Genomic DNA, 18,129 nt, shown 5'->3' on the forward strand with positions numbered 1-18,129 from the left:
TAGCGCTGATTTTCCTGGAATGAAGAGGCCGGGCCGCTCTCAGAACAGCCGTTGCCCCGGCGGATAGGGGATGACGATCTCGTCGCGGTTGGTGAGGTTCAGCATGGCCCGCGCCCGCTCCTCGAGCTGGTCCCGGTCCAGCCGGTCGCCGCGCATGGCATTGACCCGCCGCTCGGCCGCCTCGCGCTCCGCGGTCGCCCGCTGCAGCTCGCCCCGAGCGGCCGAGATCTCGGCGATACGATGCTCGCGCGCAATGAGCCCGCGATCGCCATGCGAGGCGTGCCAGACGAAGAAGGCCGCGACGCTCGCCAGGATGACCGGCGCCGCCAGGAACTTCACGCCGCGGATGAGTGCCCGCCCGAAACCCATTGATCCCCCAAACGCGCAGCCAGCCCCCCCGGGCCCGCCCCGTCAAAGAATCATTAAGACTTCCCGCTGGCAAGGGGAAAGCTGAGCCAGCGCAGGAAATTGTCCTGGGATTCCCGTAGGATTCCAATATTCGGAAGCGTCGTGCCTCAGCGCTTCACGACGGTCCGACCGGCATAGCGTCCGGCCGGGCCCAGATCCTGTTCGATGCGGATGAGCTGATTGTACTTGGCCAGCCGGTCCGAGCGGCTCAGCGAGCCCGTCTTGATCTGCCCGCAATTGGTGGCCACCGCGAGGTCGGCGATGGTGTTGTCCTCGCTCTCGCCCGAACGGTGACTCATCACCGCCGTATAGCCGGCGCGATGGGCGATCTCGACCGCCTCCAGCGCCTCGGTTAGCGAGCCGATCTGGTTGACCTTCACCAGGATGGAGTTCGCCACGCCCGCCTCGATGCCCTTCCGCAGCAGCTCCGGATTCGTGCAGAACAGGTCGTCGCCGACCAGCTGGACCTTGCCGCCGAGCCTTTCCGTCAAGAGCTTCCAGCCCGCCCAGTCGTCCTCAGCGCAGCCGTCCTCGATCGAGATGATGGGGAATTTCGCGCAGAGCCCGGCCAGGTAGTCGACCATGCCGCCGGCGTCGAGCGTCTTGCCCTCTCCCGCCATGACGTACTTGCCGTCCTTGAAGAACTCGCTGGCGGCGCAGTCGAGGCCGAGCATCACATCCTCGCCGGGCCGGTGGCCGGCGGCCTCGCAGGCCTTGGAGATGAAGGCCAGCGCCTCCTCGGCGCTGCCGATGTTCGGCGCGAAGCCGCCCTCGTCGCCGACATTGGTGTTGTGGCCCGCATCGTGCAGCGCCTTTCGCAGGGCGTGGAAGCACTCGGAGCCGACGCGCACCGCATCCGCCAGGGTGCCGGCGGCGACCGGCAGGATCATGAATTCCTGGATGTCGATCGGATTGTCGGCATGCGCGCCGCCGTTGATGATGTTCATCATCGGCACCGGCAGGGTGCGCGCCGAGGTCCCGCCGACATAACGGTAGAGCGGCTGGCCATGCGCCTGGGCCGCGGCCTTGGCGACGGCCAGGCTGACAGCGAGGATCGCATTGGCGCCGAGCCGCGCCTTGTTGGGCGTGCCGTCCAGCTCGATCATGAGGCTGTCGATCTTCACCTGGTCGGTGGCCTCGAGCCCGCCGATGGCATCGAAGATCTCGCCTTCCACATTGGCGACCGCCTTGGTCACGCCCTTGCCGCCGTAGCGCGACTTGTCGCCGTCGCGCAGCTCGACGGCCTCGTGAGCGCCGGTCGAGGCGCCCGAGGGAACGATAGCGCGGCCGCGCGAGCCGTCGTCCAGGATCACCTCCGCCTCCACGGTCGGGTTGCCCCGGCTGTCGAGCACTTCGCGGGCGATGATGTCGGCGATGGCGGGCATGAGCTGGTCCTTCCGGAGGTTCCCTCGCGGATACGGCGGGAGAGGCGAAAGGGCAAGGCGGAGGGGCGGCCGGCGCGGCGCGCCGGACACCACGCCCCGGTCCCTTTCCGGCGGGCCGCGCATGAGCATCTTGCGCCAGCCCCCGGAGGTGCCATTGATGGGCGGATGCAGGCCGCCTCGTCCCTCGCCGTCCCGATCGCTCCCGCCTCGCCGGGAGGTGCCGCATGGGCGTGAGCCGCGAGGCGGTCGAGGCCGAGATCCTGGCCCGCACCGCGGCGGCCGGGGCGGGCGCCTCGATCACCCCCTCCGAGGTCGCGCAGGGGCTGGCGCCGGAGGATTGGCGCCCGCTGCTCGGCCCCGTGCGGCAGGCGGCGGCGCGGCTCGCGGCGGCCGGCCGGATCGAGATCCTGCGCAAGGGAAAGCCGGTGCCCGCCGAGGCCATGCGCGGCGTCATCCGGCTGCGCCGCCCTGCCGGGACGACGGAATGACGCGGCTGCGCGACCTGTTCCGCCGCCAGGCGCCGCCAGCGCCGATCGACCCTGTTCCCGCTCCCGTCGAGAGCCCCCTGCCCGTCCCGGCGCCCTTCCGGCTCCCCGATCCGGCCGCCGGCGACGCCCTTCTCGCCGTGGCGCTCGGCCTCGCCCCGGGCCGCCGCTGCTTGCTGACCGGCGACGCCCCCGCGCGCCTGGCCCGGGCCTGCCTCGCTCTGCTCCAGCAGGGGGCGGCCTCCGCCCTCGTCGCCGCTCCGGACCCGCCGCGCCATGCCGATGCCATGCTACGGGACGAGGCCCTGCGCTGGGGGCTGATGGAGGTCGCAACCCCCTTGCTGGAACGCCCGCCCGCCGGCGAGCGCGGACCGCAGACCTATTACCTCGATTGCGACCGGCCGGCCGACTGGTGGATGAGAGCGGCACTCGACGAGGGCGACATCGCCCAACGCGCCGGCCCGCTGGACCTCGTGGTGGATTTCCGGAGCCTCGGCGCCAACCCCGATCCGCTGGCGCGCCTGCGCGCCCTCGCGGCGACCGGGGCAGGCGAACTCATGCTGGAGGACGCGCCGGGCGAGGCGGAATACTGGCTCGACCGCGTGGGGTTCCGGCGGCGCGGGCGCCGGGGGACCGTCCTGGTGGCCCGGCGGCGGTGAGGATCTGCCTGCTCTCGCTGGACATGCTGGGGCCGATCCACAATGGCGGGATCGGCACGGCCTTCACCTCCCTGGCGGAAGCGCTGGCGGCGGCGGGGCATGACGTCACCCTGGCCTATCCGGCCGACCATACCGAGACCGCCCCTCTGTCGCACTGGGTCCGCCACTATGCCGGGCGGGGCATCCGCCTCGAATGCCTCTATGCGCGCGGCGAGGACAAGCGGCTGGCGCTCGCCGCCTATCACTGGCTGAAGCGGCGGGATTTCGACGCCATCCACTTCCACGAATGGCGCGGCATCGGGCATTTCCTGGTCAAGGCCCGCCGCCAGGGGCTGGCCTTCCGCGACACGGCGCTGATCTGCCAGCTCCACTCGCCCAGCGAGTGGCACCGCGAATACTCGCATCGTTTCGCGACGGGCCATGGCGAGCTCGAGCGCGCCTGGCTGGAGCGCGGCTCGGCCGAGGGCGCGGACCTCGTGATCTCGCCCAGCCGCTACATGCTGGACTGGGTCCGCGAGGCGGGATGGCGGCTGCCGGAGCGCGCGATCGTGCTCCCCAACCTCCTGCCGGCCGGTTTCGCGTGCCGCGAGCCGACACGCGGCCCGGTCGGCGAACTCGTGTTCTTCGGGCGGTTGGAGGAGCGGAAGGGCCTCGCGCTGTTCTGCCAGGCGATCGGCCTCATGATCACCGCCGGCGCCCCGCCCCGGCGCGTCACCTTCCTGGGCAAGGTGGGCGAGATGGGGAACGAGAGCGCGCTTCGCTACATCGGGCGCGCCGCCCAGGCGTGGAACTTCCCTTGGGCCGTGCGCAACGACCTCGACGTCCTCGGTGCCCGGGATTTCCTGGCCGCGCCGGGCCGGATCGCCGTCATCGCCTCCATCATGGAGAACTCGCCCTATACGGTGCTGGAGTGCCTTGCCGCCGGCATCCCCTTCCTGGCCGCCGATTGCGGCGGCGTCGCCGAGCTCGTGGCGGAGGAGGATCGCGGCCGGGTGCTCTATCGCCGCACCGCCGACGACCTGGCCGCGCTCCTGGTCCGGACGCTGCGCGACGGCGCCCCGGGGGCCCGGCCGGCCTTCGACCTCGGCGCCAATCGCGAGAACTGGCTCGCGCTGCACCAGGCGCCGCTCGCCGCGGCGAGGCCGGAGCCGGCCGGCGAGCCGCCGCTCGTCTCCATCTGCATGGCCACCTTCAACCGGCATGGGCTGCTGGCCGAGGCCATCGCCTCCGTGGAGGCCCAGACCTATCCGAGGGTCGAGCTGGTGCTGGTGGACGATGCCAGCACCGACCCGGCGGCCCGGTCCTTCCTCGACAGCCTGGAGCCGCGCTTCGCCGCGCGCGGCTGGCAGCTGCTCCGGAATCCGGAGAACCTCTATCTCGGGGCCACGCGCAACCGCGCCGCGGCGGCCGCGCGCGGGGAATTCCTCCTCTTCATGGACGACGACAACCTGGCGCGGCCGGACGAGGTGGAGAGCTTCGTCCGCGCGGCACGCCATTCGGATGCCGAGATCCTGACCAGCCAATTCTATTTCTTCGCCGGCCGGGGCGCGGGGCCGGATCGTATCCCGGAGATGCCGAACCACTGGATCCCGCTCGGCGGCCCGGTTCCCCTCGGCTTCTTCGCCAACCCCTTCGGCGACGCCAATTTCCTCGTCCGCCGGGACGTCTTCGAGCAGCTTGGCGCCTTCAGCACCGACCGCGCCTCCTTCGAGGACTGGGAGTTCCTGCTGCGCGCCGCGACCGCCGGGCGCCGGATCGAATGCCTGCCCGAGACGCTCTATGCCTACCGGGTCAACGAGGCCGCCATGCTCCGCAGCATGTCCCTCACCGATGCCCATCGGTCGTTCCGGCGGGTCATGCGCGCCTGGGCCGATGCGCCGCCCTCGCCCGACATGCGCGCCGCCCTGGTCCATGCGGCCGACATGGGGATGCACGAGCTGCACAAGCCGCCGCCCGGCGCGCGGCTCCCGCTCAACGGCGCGGAAGCCTTCTGCGCGGTCTCGGACGAGGCGCTCGCCCGAGGCGATCGCGAGACCGCCCGAAACCTCATGGCCCAGGCCTGCCGCCTGGAGCCGGAGAACCGCGAGCTGCGCCTCGCCTTGATCGGCCTGGGCGGCGGCGATCCCGCCGAGCTCGACGAGGTGGGGCCGGAGCTGCTTCCCGCCGCGCGGCTCGCGCTGCGGTGCCTCCGCCTCGCGGGCGACATGGCTGCCGCCGAAGCCCTGGCGGCGCGCCTGGCCCATCTCGGAGTACAGCCATGAAAGCCATCCGCGAGGCGCTCTCGCTCGCCCTTCCCTACTGGCACAGCGAGGAGCGCTGGAAGGCGCGCGGCCTGCTCGCCGTCGTCATCGTGCTGAACCTCTCGCTGGTGGCGATGACGGTGCTGCTCTCCTATTGGAACCGCGAGTTCTTCAACACGCTCGAAGCCCGCGATTCCGCCGCCTTCTTCCACCTGCTCTTCACCTGGCAGGAGACGGACAGCGGGCTGATGCCGGGCTTCGCCTGGATCGCGACCCTCTACATCCTCATCGCGGTCTATGCGCTGTACCTGCGCCAGGCGCTGCAGATCCGCTGGCGGCGCTGGATCACCGAGACGATGCTCGCCGGCTGGCTGGAGAAGCGGGCCTATTACCGCATCGCGCTGACGGATCGCGGGACGGACAACCCCGACCAGCGCCTCGCCGAGGACGCCAAGCTCTTCGTGGATTCCTCGCTGGTGCTGGGCCTTGGGCTGATGCGCACGGTGGTGACGCTCTTCTCCTTCCTCTTCGTGCTCTGGACGCTGTCGGGACCGGCCACGATCCTGGGCATCGATATCCCCGGCTACATGGTCTGGGTCGCGCTGATCTACGCCGTGGTGGGCACCTGGCTCGCGCATCTGGTGGGCCGTCCGCTGATCCGGCTGAACGTGCAGCAGCAGAAGGTGGAGGCCGACTTCCGCTACGCGCTCGTGCGCTTCCGCGAGAATGCCGAGGGCATCGCGCTGCATCGCGGCGAGGCGGAGGAGAAGGCCACCCTCTCCGGCCGCTTCCACGCGGTCATCGGCAATTGGTGGGCGCTGATGGTGGCCACCAAGCGGCTGACCTTCTTCACCTCGGGCTATGCCCAGGTGGCGACGGTCTTCCCCTTCGTCGTCGCGGCGCCGCGCTTCTTCTCCGGCGCCATCCCGCTGGGCGGGCTGACGCAGACGGCGCAGGCCTTCGGCGAGGTGCAGACGGCGCTCTCCTGGTTCGTGGACAATTATTCCGAGCTGACCCAGTGGCGCGCGACGGTGGCGCGCCTCACCGGCTTCCGCGACGCCATCGACACGGCGCATGCGGCGGCCGAGCGGGGCGAGGGCGTGCAGGCCGGCCGGGGCGCCACGGATTCCGTCCGCGTGGACGACCTGCACCTGACCCTGCCCGACGGCCGCGTGCTGCTGGCGGACGGCGCTCTGGAGCTGAAGCCCGGCGATCGCGCCGTGCTGACCGGCGCGTCCGGCAGCGGCAAGTCCACGGTCTTTCGGGCCATCGCCGGCATCTGGCCCTTCGGCCGCGGCCGCGTGAGCTTCCCGGCAGGCGAGGCGCCCTTCTTCCTCCCGCAGCGGCCCTACCTGCCGCTCGGCACGCTGCGCCGCGCGCTCGCCTATCCCGCCCCGGACGGCCGCTTCACCGAGGCGGAAATCCAGGCGGTGCTGCAGGAGGTCGGGCTCGCGCATCTCGCGCCGCGCCTCGATGCCGAGGAGAGCTGGGCGCAGCAGCTCTCGGGCGGCGAGCAGCAGCGCGTGGCCCTCGCCCGGGCGCTGCTGCACAAGCCGAAATGGCTGTTCCTGGACGAGGCGACGGCCAGCCTCGACCCGGCGGCGGAGCGGCGGCTCTACGAATTGCTGAAGGAACGGCTGCCGGGCACGGCCATCCTCTCCATCGCGCACCGCCCGGCCGTGGCGGAGCACCACGACCGCCATCTCGTGATCGCAGGAGGAGAGCTCGCCGAGACGCGGTGAAGTCAGCCGGCGAAGCGCAGGGCGCGGCTGATCGCGCCGGGCAGGACCGAGCCGTGGTTCTCGCTCTCGAAAAGCTGGAAGGCCGCCTTGGCGGCCTGGCCGCATCCTCCTCCAGAGCGCCGACCGTCAGCAGCGCCCGAGCCCGGGCAGGTTCGGCGGCGGCTGGCGTAGGGAGCTGAGGCCGGGGGCGCGCCTCAAGCGGCAGCCAGGGCCGTCAGCACGGCCTCCCCGTAGCGCTGCAGCTTGCTCTCCCCGACGCCGGGAACCTCGCGCAGCTCGCCCAGGCTCGCCGGCCGGCGCGCGGCGATCTCCGCCAGCGTCGCGTCATGGAAGATGACATAGGCCGGCACCTGCTGCGCCCGGGCCTCCGCCTTGCGCCACTCGCGCAGCGCGCCGAAGAGCGGATCGTCGGAGCCCGTCTGCGGGCTCTCGCGGCTCGCCCGCTGGCTGCGCGGGCGCATCACCTCCTCGCGCAGCATGACCTTGGTCTCGCCCCGCAGCACCGGCCGCGCGGCCTCCGTCGGCACCAGCTCGCCATGGTTCTCGACCGCGATATCCAGCGCGCCCTGGGCCACCAGCTGCCGCACCACGCCGCGCCAGGCCCCTTCAGGCACGTCCTTGCCCACGCCATAGGTCGGCAGCTTGTCGTGGCCGAACTGCGCGACCTTGTCGGTGAGCCGGCCGCGCAGCACGTCCACCAGGTGGCCGAGGCCGAAGCGGCTGCCCGTGCGCAGCGCGGCCGAAAGCAGCTTCTGGGCCGCGACGCTGCCGTCGTAGAGGCTGGGCGGCGCGGCGCAGACGTCGCAATTCCCGCAATCCGCGGCCAGGTCCTCGCCGAAGCAGCGCAGCAGCACGCGGCGGCGGCAGGTGCCGGCCTCGGCGATGCCGACCATGGCCTCGAGCCGCGCGCGCTCGATGCGCTTCTGGTCGTCCGAGGCAGGGCTCTGCTGGATGCGGTGGCGCGCCAGGGCGATGTCACCCGCGCCATAGAGCAGGAGGGTGCGCGCGGGCAGGCCGTCGCGGCCGGCGCGGCCGATCTCCTGGTACCAGCCCTCCGGCCCCTGAGGCAGCGAGAGATGCGCCACGAAGCGCACGTCCGGCCGGTCGATGCCCATGCCGAAGGCGATGGTCGCGCACATGACCACCGCGTCCCCCCGGGCGAAGCGGCGATGCGCGTCGCGCTTGTCCTCTGACGGCATGCCGGCGTGGAAGGGCATGGCGTCGTGCCCGTCGGCGCGCAGCCAGTCGGCGGTCTGCTCGGCCCGCGCCCGGGTGCCGCAATAGACGATGCCGGCGCCCCGCCCGTCCGAGGCGTCGCGCAGGAAGGCGCGGATCTGGCTGCGCTCCTGCTCGCGCGGGGCGGCGGCGAGGTGGATGTTGGCCCGATCGAAGGAGGCGCGGAAGACGGGAGTGTCCTCCAGGCCCAGCTGGGCTCGGATATCGTCCACGGTGCGCGCATCGGCGGTCGCGGTCAGCGCGAGGCGCGGCACCTCGGGGAAGCCGGAGCGGAGAAAGCTGAGCGCGCGGTATTCCGGCCGGAAGTGATGCCCCCACTGGCTGATGCAATGCGCCTCGTCCACCGCGAAAAGGGCGATGTCGCGCTGGGCCAGCCGCTCCAGCATGCCGTCCATGCCGAGCCGCTCGGGGCTGATGTAGAGGAGCTTGAGGGTGCCCTCGTTGATGCCGCGCCAGACCTCCCGGCGCTCGGGCTCCTCCAGCTCGGAATGCAGGGCGGCGGCGGCCACGCCCTGCTGGCGCAGGGCCGCGACCTGGTCCTCCATGAGGGCGATGAGGGGCGAGACGACGATGGCCAGCCCCTCGCGGCAGAGCGCGGGGACCTGGAAGCAGAGCGACTTGCCGCCGCCCGTCGGCATGAGCACGAGGCCGGAGCCGCCCCGCATCACATGGTCGACGATCTCCGCCTGCCGGCCGCGGAACTCCGCATGGCCGAAGACGTCATGAAGTACCTTCGCAGGATCCTGCGTCACGCTGTGCCTCTCGCTCACCCGGCGCGGAAAGATGCGCGCCGGGCTTCAGGCAGGGTAGCAGACGCGTCGAGTCGGCCGGACAGGGGGGCGGCCGCAGGCGGGCGGCTTATTGCGGCGGCCGCGGCGCCGGGGCGGCGAAGCGGATCTCGACGCGCCGGCTCTCGATCGGCGCCATGTCGAAGGGCACCGGGCCGCGCGGCACGACGAAGATGCGCTCCGAGGCCACGCCGTTGCGCCGCAGCTCGGCGGCGACCACCTGGGCCCGCGCGTCGGAGAGCTGGCGATTGAAGGCGGCGCCGCCGATCGGGCCGGCATAGCCGAAGACGTTCACCCGGGCATCGCCGAAGCGGCCGGCGGTCTCCGCGGCCTCGCGGATGGTGCCCTTGGCGGCGTCGTCCAGCACCGTGCTGTCCTCGCTGAAGAAGATCACGGGATGCGGGAGGTTCGCCGGGTCGCGGACGAAGATGGGATCGAGCTCCGCGCCCGAGCAGGCCGCGAGCAGCGGCAGGACGGCGGCGGAGAGCAGCAGGCGGCGATGCATCGGGGCGGTTCTCCAGGTCCGGTGAAGCTGTCGGTCGTGTAAGCCCAGCTTCACGTCAACCGTTCGGAATGTCGACAGGTTGCATGGCTTGGAAGGTTAAGCCGTCGCCGCCAGCAGGCGCCCGCCGGCCAGGCGCAGCACGCGGTCCAGCGGCTCCGCACCGGTCAGCCGGTGGGTGACGAGCAGCAGGCTGCGTCCCTCGCAGGCGGTGGCGAGGGTGGCAAGGAAGGCGCGCTCGGCGGCGGCGTCGAGGCCGGTGGTGGGCTCGTCCAGGATCAGGATGCCGGCGGGCGGCAGCAGGGCGCGGGCAAGGGCGATTCGGCGGGCCTCGCCGCCGCTGAAGCGGGTGCCGCCCTCGCCGCAACGGGTCTCCAGCCCCTCGGGCAGGCCGCGGACATGGTCGGCGATTCCGGCCTTGGCGAGCGCCCGCCAGAGCGCAGCATCCGGCGCGCCCGGGGCGGCGAGGCGCAGATTGGCCGCGATGGTGTCGTCGAAGAGCCGGGCCTGCTGCGAGAGCACCACGATCCGGGAGCGGATGTCCGCAGCCGGGAGCCCGGCGATGTCGGTACCGCCCAGGCGAATCGTCCCGGCCTCGGGAGCCGCCAGCTTCGTCAGCAGCGCGGAAAGCGTGGATTTCCCGGCGCCCGAGGGGCCGAGAATGGCGACCCGCTCGCCCTCCCCCAGGGTGAGGTCCAGCCTGTCGAGCACCGGCGCGCCGGGCCGCCAGCCGAAGCGGATATCCTTCAGGACAAGTTCGCTGGAGGACGGCATGGCCGCGGGATGGGAAGGCTCCGCCACCGGCGCGGGCGTGTCCGCGGCCTCGAAGAGCCGCCGCGCGCCCGCGCCGGCGGAAGCCAGCGCGGCGCCGGCGCGCGGCATGAGCCCCAGCGCCTCGGCCGCGGCCACGGAGAGGAAGAGCGCCAGCACGACCATGCCGGCCGCTTCCGTCCCGCCGGCCAGGCCCCAGCCGAGCGCGGCCAGGATCGCGAGCTGCGCCAGCAGCCCGCCCGCTGCCCCGGCCCAGGCCGACCGCTTCGCCAGCGAGCGCTGGCCGCGCATCAGCGCGCGGTCCGCCCCATCGAGCCGGTCCATCGCGCGGGCCTCGGCATTGGCCGCGAGCGTGTCCTCGAGCCCTGCCAGTGGGTCGACCACGGCGGCACGCAGCCCGCCCCGCCGCTCGGCCGCGCGCTGGGCCGCGCGCGCGGCGGCCGGCGCCAGGAGCAGCGGCAGGACGAGCGCAAAGGCCAGCGGCAGGCAGACCAGCAGCATCAGCCAGGGCTCGCCCGCCAGCAGCGCGACGATCGCCAGCAGCACCGCCAGCCCTGCCCCGGCGGGCAGGACGCCGCCGAGATAAAGACGGTCCAGCGCGTCCACGTCGCCGATCACGCGGCCCAGCAGGTCGCCCGAGCCGCGCATCCCGATGCCGCCGGGCATGCGCTCGGCGAGCCGGCGGAAGAACCAGACGCGGGTGTCGGCCAGGGCGTGGAAGGCCGCGGCATGGCTCGTCATGCGCTCGCCCCAGCGCAGCAGCGGGCGCAGCAGCACCAGCGGCCGCACCCAGACCAGGGCGGCCAGGCCGAAGATGCCGCCGGCCGCGAGCCCGGCGGCGACGCCCTGCCCCGCCAGCGCCAGCAGCGCCACGCCGGAGAGCGCCGAGACCATGGCGACCAGCATCGCCCCCGCCAGCGCCGCGCGGCGCGGCGCCCAGAGGCGCAGGACGCGCGCCAGATCAGTCCACATGAGGGTCAGCCCGCATCGGCCAGCCTCCTGTCGCCCAGCTCCAGCACCCGGCCGGACAGGCCGAGCAGCGCGGCGGAATGGGTGGCGATGATGGCCGTCCGGCCAGTGCAGAGGCGGGCGATGGCCTCCATCACCTCGGCCTCGGTGCCGGGGTCGAGCGAGGCGGTGGGCTCGTCCAGCAGGACCAGCGGCGCGTCGCGGAGAAAGGCGCGGGCCAGCGCCACACGCTGGGCCTGGCCGCCGGAGATGCCGTGGCCGCCCTCGCCCACCGGCGTGTCGAGCCCCTGCGGCAGCTCGGCGGCGAAGGCCATCACGCGGGCGGCCTCGGCGGCGCGGATCACCTCGGCCTCGCTCGCCTCGGGCCGGGCGAGCCGGATGTTCTCCCGCAGCGTGCCGCCGAAGAGATGCGCGCGCTGGCCGACATAGGCGGAGAGCCGCCGCAGCTCGGACGGGCGCAGGCGGGTCACGTCCTGGCCGTTGACGGCGATGCGGCCGGCGGTCGGGCGGGCGAAGCCCATGAGCAGCCGCAGCACCGAGCTCTTCCCGGCCCCCGAGGGGCCGACCAGCATCAGCACCTCGCCCGGCGCCAGGGCGAAGGTGAGGCGCGAGAGGGCGGGTTTCGGCGCATCGGGGTGGCGCAGCTCCACCTCGTTGAAGACGAGGGCCACGCGGCGCGGCACCTCCTCCAGCAGCAGGCCGGCCGCGGGCAGCGCCTCCAGCAGCGGCGCGAGCTCCGCCGCCGCGCCCCGGGCCGACATCGCCTCGTGATAGGCGGCCGAGAAGGCGCGCAGCGGCGCGAAGAAGGCGGGAACCATGAGCACGACGAAGAGCGAGAGGGTGGGGTCGCTCGCGCCGCGCCCGACCATCAGCGCACCATGGCGCCAGGCCAGGTAGCCCAGAGTGAAGGCCGAGAGCAGCTCCAGCATGGCGCTGGAGAGGAAGGCCACGCGCAGCACCCGCAGGGTGCGCCAGCGGAACTCCTCCGCCGCCGCGCCGAGCGCGCGGGCCTCGTCCTCGGCGCGATTGAACTGGACCAGGGTCGCGAGGCCGCGCAGCCGGTCCACGAAGCGGCCGGCCAGGCGCCCGAGCACGTCGAGCTGCCGCCGGCTCTCGCGCGCGGCGCCGATCCCGGTCAGCGCCATGGCGACGGGCACCAGCAGGCCCAGGCAGGCGAGGACCAGCGCGCTCACCCAGTCCGCCCGCCAGACCAGGGCGACAACCAGGGCGGGCGAGAGCACCGCGAGGGTCATCGCCGGCAGCCAGCGGGCGAAGAAGCCGTCCAACGCCTCGACGCGGTCCACCAGCAGGGCCGCCTTCTCTCCCACGCCGCGCGGATCGGCGGGGCCGAGTTCCAGCATCCGCGCGAAGAGGGCCGCGCGGATGCGGGCGCGGGCGTGCTCGCCGGCAGATTGCTGGGCCAGTTCCTGCACGCCGCCCAGCCCGGCGCTGGCCAGCATCAGCGCGCCGGCGCCGGCGAGGTCGCCCCAGCCGCCGCCGGTGGAAAAGCCCAGCAGGGTCGTCAGGATGCGCGCGACGAGAAAGGCGACGGCCACCTGGCAGGCCGTGACGGCCAGCCCCAGGCCGATCGGCAGGGCCACGCGCCAGGCCTGGACGCGCGCCTGCCGCATGAGCCAGGCCGAAGCTGGAGCCCCTTGCTTCCGCATGCGCTTGCTTCTCAGGCCCCCGGGGTTCCGCCAGGCGCGGGATTCTCCTGCCCCGCGGCCCCGTCTGGGACGATCATGCTCGGGCAACCCTGGGATGGCGATTCCATGTCCCGCCCTGTTTAGGCCAGACCGCCCCGCCGCGCCACTTGCCGCGGCCCGGCCGGCCGCGTCACATCCGGGGGTTCCCGCGAGGAGTCCCGCATGCTGCGTCACCACGGCCGCTTCCCCTATTCGCCCTGGACGGCGCGGCGGCCGGAATCCTGGCCGGGCGGGCGGAAGCTGGCCGTCTATCTCGGCGTGAATCTCGAGCATTTCGCCTTCGGCGAGGGGCTGGGGGCGGAGCTCGCCCCCGGCGCTCCCCCTGGCGGCCCGGCGCCCGACATCCTGAACTACGCCTGGCGCGACTACGGCAACCGCATCGGCGGCTTCCGGCTGATCCAGTTGCTGGACGAGCTCGCCCTCCCCTGCACGGTCCTGCTCAACAGCGCGATCTACGACCACGCGCCGGCGCTGATGGAGGCCCACCGCGCGCGGGGCGACGAGATCGCCGGCCATGGGCGCACCAACAGCGAGCGGCAGAGCACCCTGCCGGAGGCCGAGGAGGCCCGGCTCATCGCGGAATCGACCGCCGCCATCGCGGAGCATGAAGGCCGGCCGCCGCGCGGCTGGCTCTCGCCCTGGATCGCCGAGAGCGCCGTCACGCCCGCCTCCTGCAGGAGGCGGGATACAGCTACTCGCTCAACTGGTGCATGGACGACCAGCCCGTCTGGAAGAAGACGCGCGCGGGGAGGCTCCTCAGCATCCCCTATCCGCAGGAGGCGAACGACATCCCTTCCATCGTCGCCCGCAAGGACGGGGCGGAGCAGTTCGCCGCCATCCTCGCCGAGGATTTCGCCGAGCGCCTGCGCCAGACGGCCGACGGCATTCCCCAGGTGATGGGCATCGCCCTGCACCCCTACATCGTCGGCCAGCCCTATCGCATCCGGGCGCTGCGTCGCGCGTTGACGATGATCGCCGCCCAACGCGACGCGGTCTGGATCACGACGGCCGGCGCGATCCACGACCACTGCCTGACCTGGCCCGAAGGAAGCATCCCGTGAATCGCTCGCTCGCTGCCTTGCTGCTCCTGCCCTTGCTTCTGGGGGCCTGCGCCACCGCGCCCGGGCCGGCGACGCCCCAGACCGTCGCCTCCGTCGACCTTGCCCGCTATTCCGGGCGCTGGCACGAGGTCGCGCGCTTCCCGCAGCGCTTCCAGGACAGCTCCAGCCTGCGCTGCGAGGAGGTCACCGCGACCTATCAGCCGGCGGCGGGCGGGGGCCTCTCCGTGCTGAACGAATGCGTGAACGGGCTCGATCCGGCGCGGGCCCGGCGCCATGTGCTGGGCTCGGCCTATGCGGTCGAGGGCAGCAACAATGCGCGGCTGCGAGTCACCTTCTTCTGGCCGTTCTACGGTGATTACTGGGTGCTGGGGCTCGACCCCGACTACCAGTGGGCGGTCGTCGGGACGCCGGACCGCAACTACCTGTGGATCCTGTCCCGCTCGCCTAGCCTGCCGGCGCCACAGATGGAGCAGGCGCTCGCGATCGCCCGGGCGCAGGGCTTCGACTTGTCGCGGCTGATACGCTCCGCCCCCTGAGAAGCGGCCGGGCGGCGGCGGCGCGCTATTTGAGCTGGCTGTCCTTGCTGCCCCGGCGGTTGAATCCGATCTGCACCGGCCGGCGGTCGCGCTCGGACTGGCACTCGATGCAGGTCCGCGCCCCGGGCAGCGCGCGGCGACGCGCCAGGGGAATCTCCTCGCCGCAGTCCTGGCAGTGGGTCTCGCCGTGGCCTATCGGGATCGAGGCGCGCGCCCGCAGCACACCGTCCGCGACGGTGTCGTCGATCTGATCCTGCACCGCCCCGTCCGGGGCCCATCCGGTCGCCATGGCGAAGAGATGGGAGGGCGGCGCCGGCCCTTCCAGGCCTGGAGCCGATCGGCCTATCGCTTCCTCAGCCAGCGCTTGGCGATGCGGCAGGCCACGGTGAAGGCGGGGTTGAAGACATTGCCCACGTCGTAGCGAACCACCTGCCCCATCAGATGGCTCGCCGCGCGCGCATCAAGCCCGTAATCCTCGCCGAGCCAGCGCGACATCTCGGTCGTGGCGTGCTGAAGGGCCTGGTCGAGGGGCCGGGCATTGCCGATCGTGAAGATGTCCTCCGCCGTCTCGCCGCGCGGCCAGGCGATGGTGCGCTTCAGGACCTGGAAGGTGACCTCCATCTCGAAGGAGGTCTCGATGCCCGTGCCGGTGATCTCGCCGTCGCCCTGGCAGGCATGCCCGTCGCCCAGATAGAAGAGCGCGCCCGGCACGGCGACCGGGAACCAGGCCGTCGTGCCCGGCGCGAAGAGCCGATAATCCATGTTGCCGCCGTTGCGGTCGCTGGTGGCCGTCGAGAAGGCCTGCCCGCCCGCGGGTGCCACGCCGAAGCAGCCAATCATGGGCTGGATGTCGGGGGCGAAGTCTTCCAGGCCCCTCTCCGGCTCGCGCAGCCGGACCGTCCCGGCATTGTTGTCGATGGTCCAGACGGCGCGCTGCGGCGGCGGGCGGTCGGGGATCGCGGCGGGGTCGAGCACGGTCAGCGCCAGGGGCGAATAGGTCCAGCCCGTGGCGCGGCTAGGCGTCAGGCGGTCGATGCGGACGGCGAGCGTGTCGCCGGGCTCCGCGCCCTCGATGAAGAAGGGGCCGGTCATAGGGTTGGGGCGGCTGGCGACGGCGACCTCGTTCGCGTCGAGGCCGGAGGCGTCGACGGTGGCGGCGATGATCGTGTCGCCGTCGGCGACGTGGAGGACGGGCTCCGCGGTGCCGAGGGTGTTGTGGTAGCGGGTGGGGCGGAAGCGGTGGGTGGCCATCGGATTTCCTCGGCGCGAGATCAATCCACGCCATAGCTGTACCCGTGACGCTAGGAAGCGGCCGGAAGAGGGTCAAGAAGCGGGATTCGCGCTGTCCGGGACAACCCGCACGCATCCGCCGCTTCATGGGCTTGACGGGCTATCGCGCCTCGCTGATCGATTCTATCGATCTGTTCGCACTTCGACTGCGAGATCCGAGTACGAACTGGCCTTTGATACCTGGCCGATTAACTGAGCAATCGCTGGCTCTTTTTGCCGCACGCGGCGGAAATCCTCATGTGTGCGCTTATCCACGTAAAGTACGTTTGAATATGCAGCGAGCACAGCAAGATGCTCGTCCGCCACGTTGCTGCCGGGGCGCACCACTCGCTTCTGCCCATGCTTGCGCAGCGCCTGCACAATTCGCCAACTCGGCAATTGCTCCATTCGTATCCGTTTGAGGCGATCGAAAGAGAGATTTGCCTGCGCCGCCACAGCCCGCAAATGGCTACGCACGGTTGCGAGAACAGACAGGTCTGAAATTTTTGCACTGTCGCAAATTCGGCCAGATCAATGCCCTTTGCAACGTAGGTCGAAATGAGAAGCTCGCGGGCCGAGGCATCATGAGAAGGCATTTCGGCAACCACTCGCGCCATAAAGTCGTCTGCTATTGCGGAAGCTTCCGGCACAGTGCGCTTTGAATCCGCGGTCATAGCTTCGCGAAACGCTCGCAGACGGATTGCTGCAAGCACACGTGCGGCATCCTCAGGATGGCGTCTCGCCTGTGTTGCGACTTCGCCAAAAGTCTGATTGTCATTGAATGTATGCAGATTACTTAGGGCTGCAACCATGCCTGAATGTTGGCGCCGCGCGAGAATTGTTGGCCGTAATGACTCCCATACCCATCCTTCTACGCCGACCGCGTCGGTGGCCGAGCCAGTCTGGATCAATAGCTGGCGGACATGGTCACGCACCGTTGTCAGAGTGTCGCAGCCAGCTTCGTGCGCCATCACCTCCGCTGCCAGGATGTCAGTGATGGAGCCAGGCCCAACTCGCGCTCGCGGTAAGCGCATCCACGCGACAAGCGGCAATGATTCCAGAAAAGCGATGCGTTCCCGCGCACGAGCTTCGTCTTCAATGCCAAGTAGCTCTTCGATATGATGCCAGGATAAGAAGGGTATCTTTCCCTGATGAAGAAGCCGCTGATGGAGTCCTCGTGCAGCGTCGCGGCGCGCGCGATCTGCGCTCAATGCATCGTCGATCCAATTTGCCCAATGCGAACTGTCAGGCGCGACGACCAACGGAGCAATTAGCGCCAAAATTCAGTCTCTCATTGTTGAGCACGTTATCACGCCACCCGCATCAACTTTGGCGCTACCTTTATGCTGCGCACCTCTGCTTCTTCGAACTCCGCCGCCGCGATCGCCCGTTCCAACGCCGCTCGCAGATCCTTCGCGGTCTCCAGGGTCAGTTCGACCGCCGCCCGCGCTCCCGGCTCCAGCCCGGCGTTCAAGAAGTCCAGGGTGATCACGTCGCCCAGATTCGCATGCCGCGCGTGGTCATAGGCGACCACCGCCTGCGTCAGCGGAAACCATTCGTCCCCGCGCTTGGCCATGCCCTCGGCGGGAACGATCTCGACGATGGAGGTGCACATGGCCCTACCGCCCCAGATGCTTGCCGAAGAAGGCGAAGGTCTTCTGCCAGCCGTCCATGGCCTGCTCGGGCCGGTAGAGCGGCCGGTGCCAGTAGTTGAAGCCGTGGCCCGCGCCGTCGTAGCGATGGAATTCGTAGGTCTTGCCGAATTTCTTCAGCTCGGCCTCGTGCTGGTCCACCTGCTCGGGGCTCGGCGCGCGGTCGTCATTGCCGAAGAGGCCGAGCAGCGGCGCGGAAAGGTCCTTCGTCATGTCGATCGGCGCCACGGGCGTCTTCGCGTTCAGCTCGTCGGCACCCATCACCACGCGGCCGCCCCAGAGCTCGGCGATGGCGTCCACGTCCTGGCGCTGGCAGCCGTAGAGAAAGGCGTGCCGCCCGCCGGAGCAGGAGCCGTAGAGGCCGACCTTGCCGTTGTGCTCGGGCTGCGCCCGCATCCAGGCCACGGCGGCGGCGGTGTCGCCGACCATCTGGGCATCGGGGATGCCGCCCTCGGCGCGGACCTTGGCGGCGACGTCGTCCGGATTCCCCTCGCCCGCGCGCTCGTAGAGGTTGGCGCAGATGGCCAGGAAGCCGTGATGCGCGAAGCGGCGCGTGCTCTCGGTATAGAGCTCGCTCCAGCCCGGCAGGTGGTGGATCAGCACCACGCCCGGGAAGGGGCCGGGCCCCTCGGGCTTCGCCACATAGGCGGTGATGGGGGTTCCGCCGTCGCCCTTGAGGGTGACGTTGGTGCAGGTCATGCCGCGGTAGAACGCCATTCT

At 71.3% G+C, this 18,129-nt stretch carries 17 protein-coding genes; 6 read left to right on the forward strand and 11 right to left on the reverse strand.

Features of this window, described 5'->3' with window-relative positions; translation table 11 throughout:
• Positions 1-39: 39 nt before the first annotated feature.
• Positions 40-369, reverse strand: coding sequence for a septum formation initiator family protein (locus tag EJV46_RS17475; RefSeq protein ID WP_131549981.1), 330 nt, complete (start codon positions 367-369; stop codon positions 40-42).
• A 146-nt stretch (positions 370-515) separates the two neighbouring features.
• Positions 516-1,793 carry a phosphopyruvate hydratase gene (gene eno / locus EJV46_RS17480; RefSeq protein ID WP_131549982.1) on the reverse strand — a complete coding sequence of 426 codons (1,278 nt, stop codon included), beginning with the start codon at positions 1,791-1,793 and terminating at the stop codon, positions 516-518.
• A 224-nt stretch (positions 1,794-2,017) separates the two neighbouring features.
• Between eno and EJV46_RS17485 the strand changes: the two genes are divergently transcribed.
• Genes EJV46_RS17485 through EJV46_RS17500 form a run of 4 tightly spaced genes read left to right on the forward strand, consistent with a single transcriptional unit; the run spans position 2,018 to position 6,919 of the window.
• Positions 2,018-2,281, forward strand: coding sequence for a DUF3253 domain-containing protein (locus EJV46_RS17485; protein WP_131549983.1), 264 nt, complete (start codon positions 2,018-2,020; stop codon positions 2,279-2,281).
• Positions 2,278-2,937, forward strand: a complete 660-nt coding sequence (locus tag EJV46_RS17490) for a hypothetical protein (RefSeq protein WP_131549984.1) — start codon at positions 2,278-2,280, stop codon at positions 2,935-2,937. The genes EJV46_RS17485 and EJV46_RS17490 overlap by 4 nt, the downstream gene beginning before the upstream one ends.
• A complete protein-coding gene (locus tag EJV46_RS17495; RefSeq protein ID WP_131549985.1) occupies positions 2,934-5,198 on the forward strand; it encodes a glycosyltransferase in 2,265 nt (754 codons plus the stop codon). Before EJV46_RS17490 ends, EJV46_RS17495 begins: the two co-directional genes overlap by 4 nt.
• Complete coding sequence (locus EJV46_RS17500) at positions 5,195-6,919, forward strand: ABC transporter ATP-binding protein/permease (protein WP_131549986.1); 1,725 nt, start codon at positions 5,195-5,197, stop codon at positions 6,917-6,919. The genes EJV46_RS17495 and EJV46_RS17500 overlap by 4 nt, the downstream gene beginning before the upstream one ends.
• Positions 6,920-7,113: 194 nt before the next feature.
• On the opposite strand, the gene recQ is transcribed toward EJV46_RS17500, so the two are convergent.
• The 4 genes from recQ to cydD all read right to left on the reverse strand — a co-directional run bounded on the left by recQ (position 7,114) and on the right by cydD (position 12,852).
• Positions 7,114-8,907: a DNA helicase RecQ gene (recQ, locus tag EJV46_RS17505; RefSeq protein WP_240782617.1), complete on the reverse strand. Its 1,794-nt coding sequence runs from the start codon at positions 8,905-8,907 to the stop codon at positions 7,114-7,116.
• Between the two features lie 106 nt (positions 8,908-9,013).
• Complete coding sequence (locus EJV46_RS17510) at positions 9,014-9,448, reverse strand: OmpA family protein (RefSeq protein WP_131549988.1); 435 nt, start codon at positions 9,446-9,448, stop codon at positions 9,014-9,016.
• A gap of 96 nt (positions 9,449-9,544) precedes the next feature.
• Entirely contained in the window at positions 9,545-11,188 is a 1,644-nt protein-coding gene (gene cydC, locus EJV46_RS17515) for a thiol reductant ABC exporter subunit CydC (RefSeq protein ID WP_131549989.1), read from the reverse strand.
• 5 nt (positions 11,189-11,193) lie between these two features.
• Entirely contained in the window at positions 11,194-12,852 is a 1,659-nt protein-coding gene (gene cydD / locus EJV46_RS17520) for a thiol reductant ABC exporter subunit CydD (protein ID WP_131549990.1), read from the reverse strand.
• 749 nt (positions 12,853-13,601) lie between these two features.
• Here cydD and EJV46_RS23325 point away from each other — a divergent pair.
• Entirely contained in the window at positions 13,602-13,952 is a 351-nt protein-coding gene (locus tag EJV46_RS23325) for a hypothetical protein (protein ID WP_240782639.1), read from the forward strand.
• Entirely contained in the window at positions 13,949-14,488 is a 540-nt protein-coding gene (locus tag EJV46_RS17530; protein ID WP_206020857.1) for a lipocalin family protein, read from the forward strand. The genes EJV46_RS23325 and EJV46_RS17530 overlap by 4 nt, the downstream gene beginning before the upstream one ends.
• A 25-nt stretch (positions 14,489-14,513) precedes the next feature.
• Here the strand turns inward: EJV46_RS17530 and EJV46_RS17535 are convergent, their stop codons facing one another.
• From EJV46_RS17535 to EJV46_RS17555, 5 genes are all read right to left on the reverse strand, one after another.
• Positions 14,514-14,777 (reverse strand): DksA/TraR family C4-type zinc finger protein, encoded by a 264-nt coding sequence (locus tag EJV46_RS17535; protein WP_131549991.1) that lies wholly within the window; start codon positions 14,775-14,777, stop codon positions 14,514-14,516.
• A gap of 53 nt (positions 14,778-14,830) precedes the next feature.
• Positions 14,831-15,739 (reverse strand): acetamidase/formamidase family protein, encoded by a 909-nt coding sequence (locus tag EJV46_RS17540; RefSeq protein WP_131549992.1) that lies wholly within the window; start codon positions 15,737-15,739, stop codon positions 14,831-14,833.
• 227 nt (positions 15,740-15,966) lie between these two features.
• On the reverse strand, positions 15,967-16,968 hold the full coding sequence (locus EJV46_RS17545) for a hypothetical protein (protein WP_165585593.1): 1,002 nt from the start codon (positions 16,966-16,968) through the stop codon (positions 15,967-15,969).
• 98 nt (positions 16,969-17,066) lie between these two features.
• Positions 17,067-17,372, reverse strand: coding sequence for a DUF6295 family protein (locus EJV46_RS17550; protein ID WP_206020858.1), 306 nt, complete (start codon positions 17,370-17,372; stop codon positions 17,067-17,069).
• A 4-nt stretch (positions 17,373-17,376) separates the two neighbouring features.
• Positions 17,377-18,126, reverse strand: a complete 750-nt coding sequence (locus EJV46_RS17555; RefSeq protein WP_131549994.1) for a dienelactone hydrolase family protein — start codon at positions 18,124-18,126, stop codon at positions 17,377-17,379.
• Positions 18,127-18,129 lie beyond the last annotated feature (3 nt).

Source organism: Roseococcus sp. SYP-B2431, assembly GCF_004336745.1.
Lineage (GTDB): Bacteria > Pseudomonadota > Alphaproteobacteria > Acetobacterales > Acetobacteraceae > Roseococcus.

What these genes read in the sequence shown, in the direction of transcription:
- EJV46_RS17475 (WP_131549981.1), bottom strand. Translation starts at nt 369, where the DNA reads ATGGGTTTCGGGCGGGCACTCATCCGCGGCGTGAAGTTCCTGGCGGCG.
- eno (WP_131549982.1), bottom strand. Translation starts at nt 1,793, where the DNA reads ATGCCCGCCATCGCCGACATCATCGCCCGCGAAGTGCTCGACAGCCGG.
- EJV46_RS17485 (WP_131549983.1), top strand. Translation starts at nt 2,018, where the DNA reads ATGGGCGTGAGCCGCGAGGCGGTCGAGGCCGAGATCCTGGCCCGCACC.
- EJV46_RS17490 (WP_131549984.1), top strand. Translation starts at nt 2,278, where the DNA reads ATGACGCGGCTGCGCGACCTGTTCCGCCGCCAGGCGCCGCCAGCGCCG.
- EJV46_RS17500 (WP_131549986.1), top strand. Translation starts at nt 5,195, where the DNA reads ATGAAAGCCATCCGCGAGGCGCTCTCGCTCGCCCTTCCCTACTGGCAC.
- EJV46_RS17510 (WP_131549988.1), bottom strand. Translation starts at nt 9,448, where the DNA reads ATGCATCGCCGCCTGCTGCTCTCCGCCGCCGTCCTGCCGCTGCTCGCG.
- cydC (WP_131549989.1), bottom strand. Translation starts at nt 11,188, where the DNA reads ATGTGGACTGATCTGGCGCGCGTCCTGCGCCTCTGGGCGCCGCGCCGC.
- cydD (WP_131549990.1), bottom strand. Translation starts at nt 12,852, where the DNA reads ATGCGGAAGCAAGGGGCTCCAGCTTCGGCCTGGCTCATGCGGCAGGCG.
- EJV46_RS23325 (WP_240782639.1), top strand. Translation starts at nt 13,602, where the DNA reads ATGGACGACCAGCCCGTCTGGAAGAAGACGCGCGCGGGGAGGCTCCTC.
- EJV46_RS17535 (WP_131549991.1), bottom strand. Translation starts at nt 14,777, where the DNA reads ATGGCGACCGGATGGGCCCCGGACGGGGCGGTGCAGGATCAGATCGAC.
- EJV46_RS17540 (WP_131549992.1), bottom strand. Translation starts at nt 15,739, where the DNA reads ATGGCCACCCACCGCTTCCGCCCCACCCGCTACCACAACACCCTCGGC.
- EJV46_RS17550 (WP_206020858.1), bottom strand. Translation starts at nt 17,372, where the DNA reads ATGTGCACCTCCATCGTCGAGATCGTTCCCGCCGAGGGCATGGCCAAG.
- EJV46_RS17555 (WP_131549994.1), bottom strand. Translation starts at nt 18,126, where the DNA reads ATGGCGTTCTACCGCGGCATGACCTGCACCAACGTCACCCTCAAGGGC.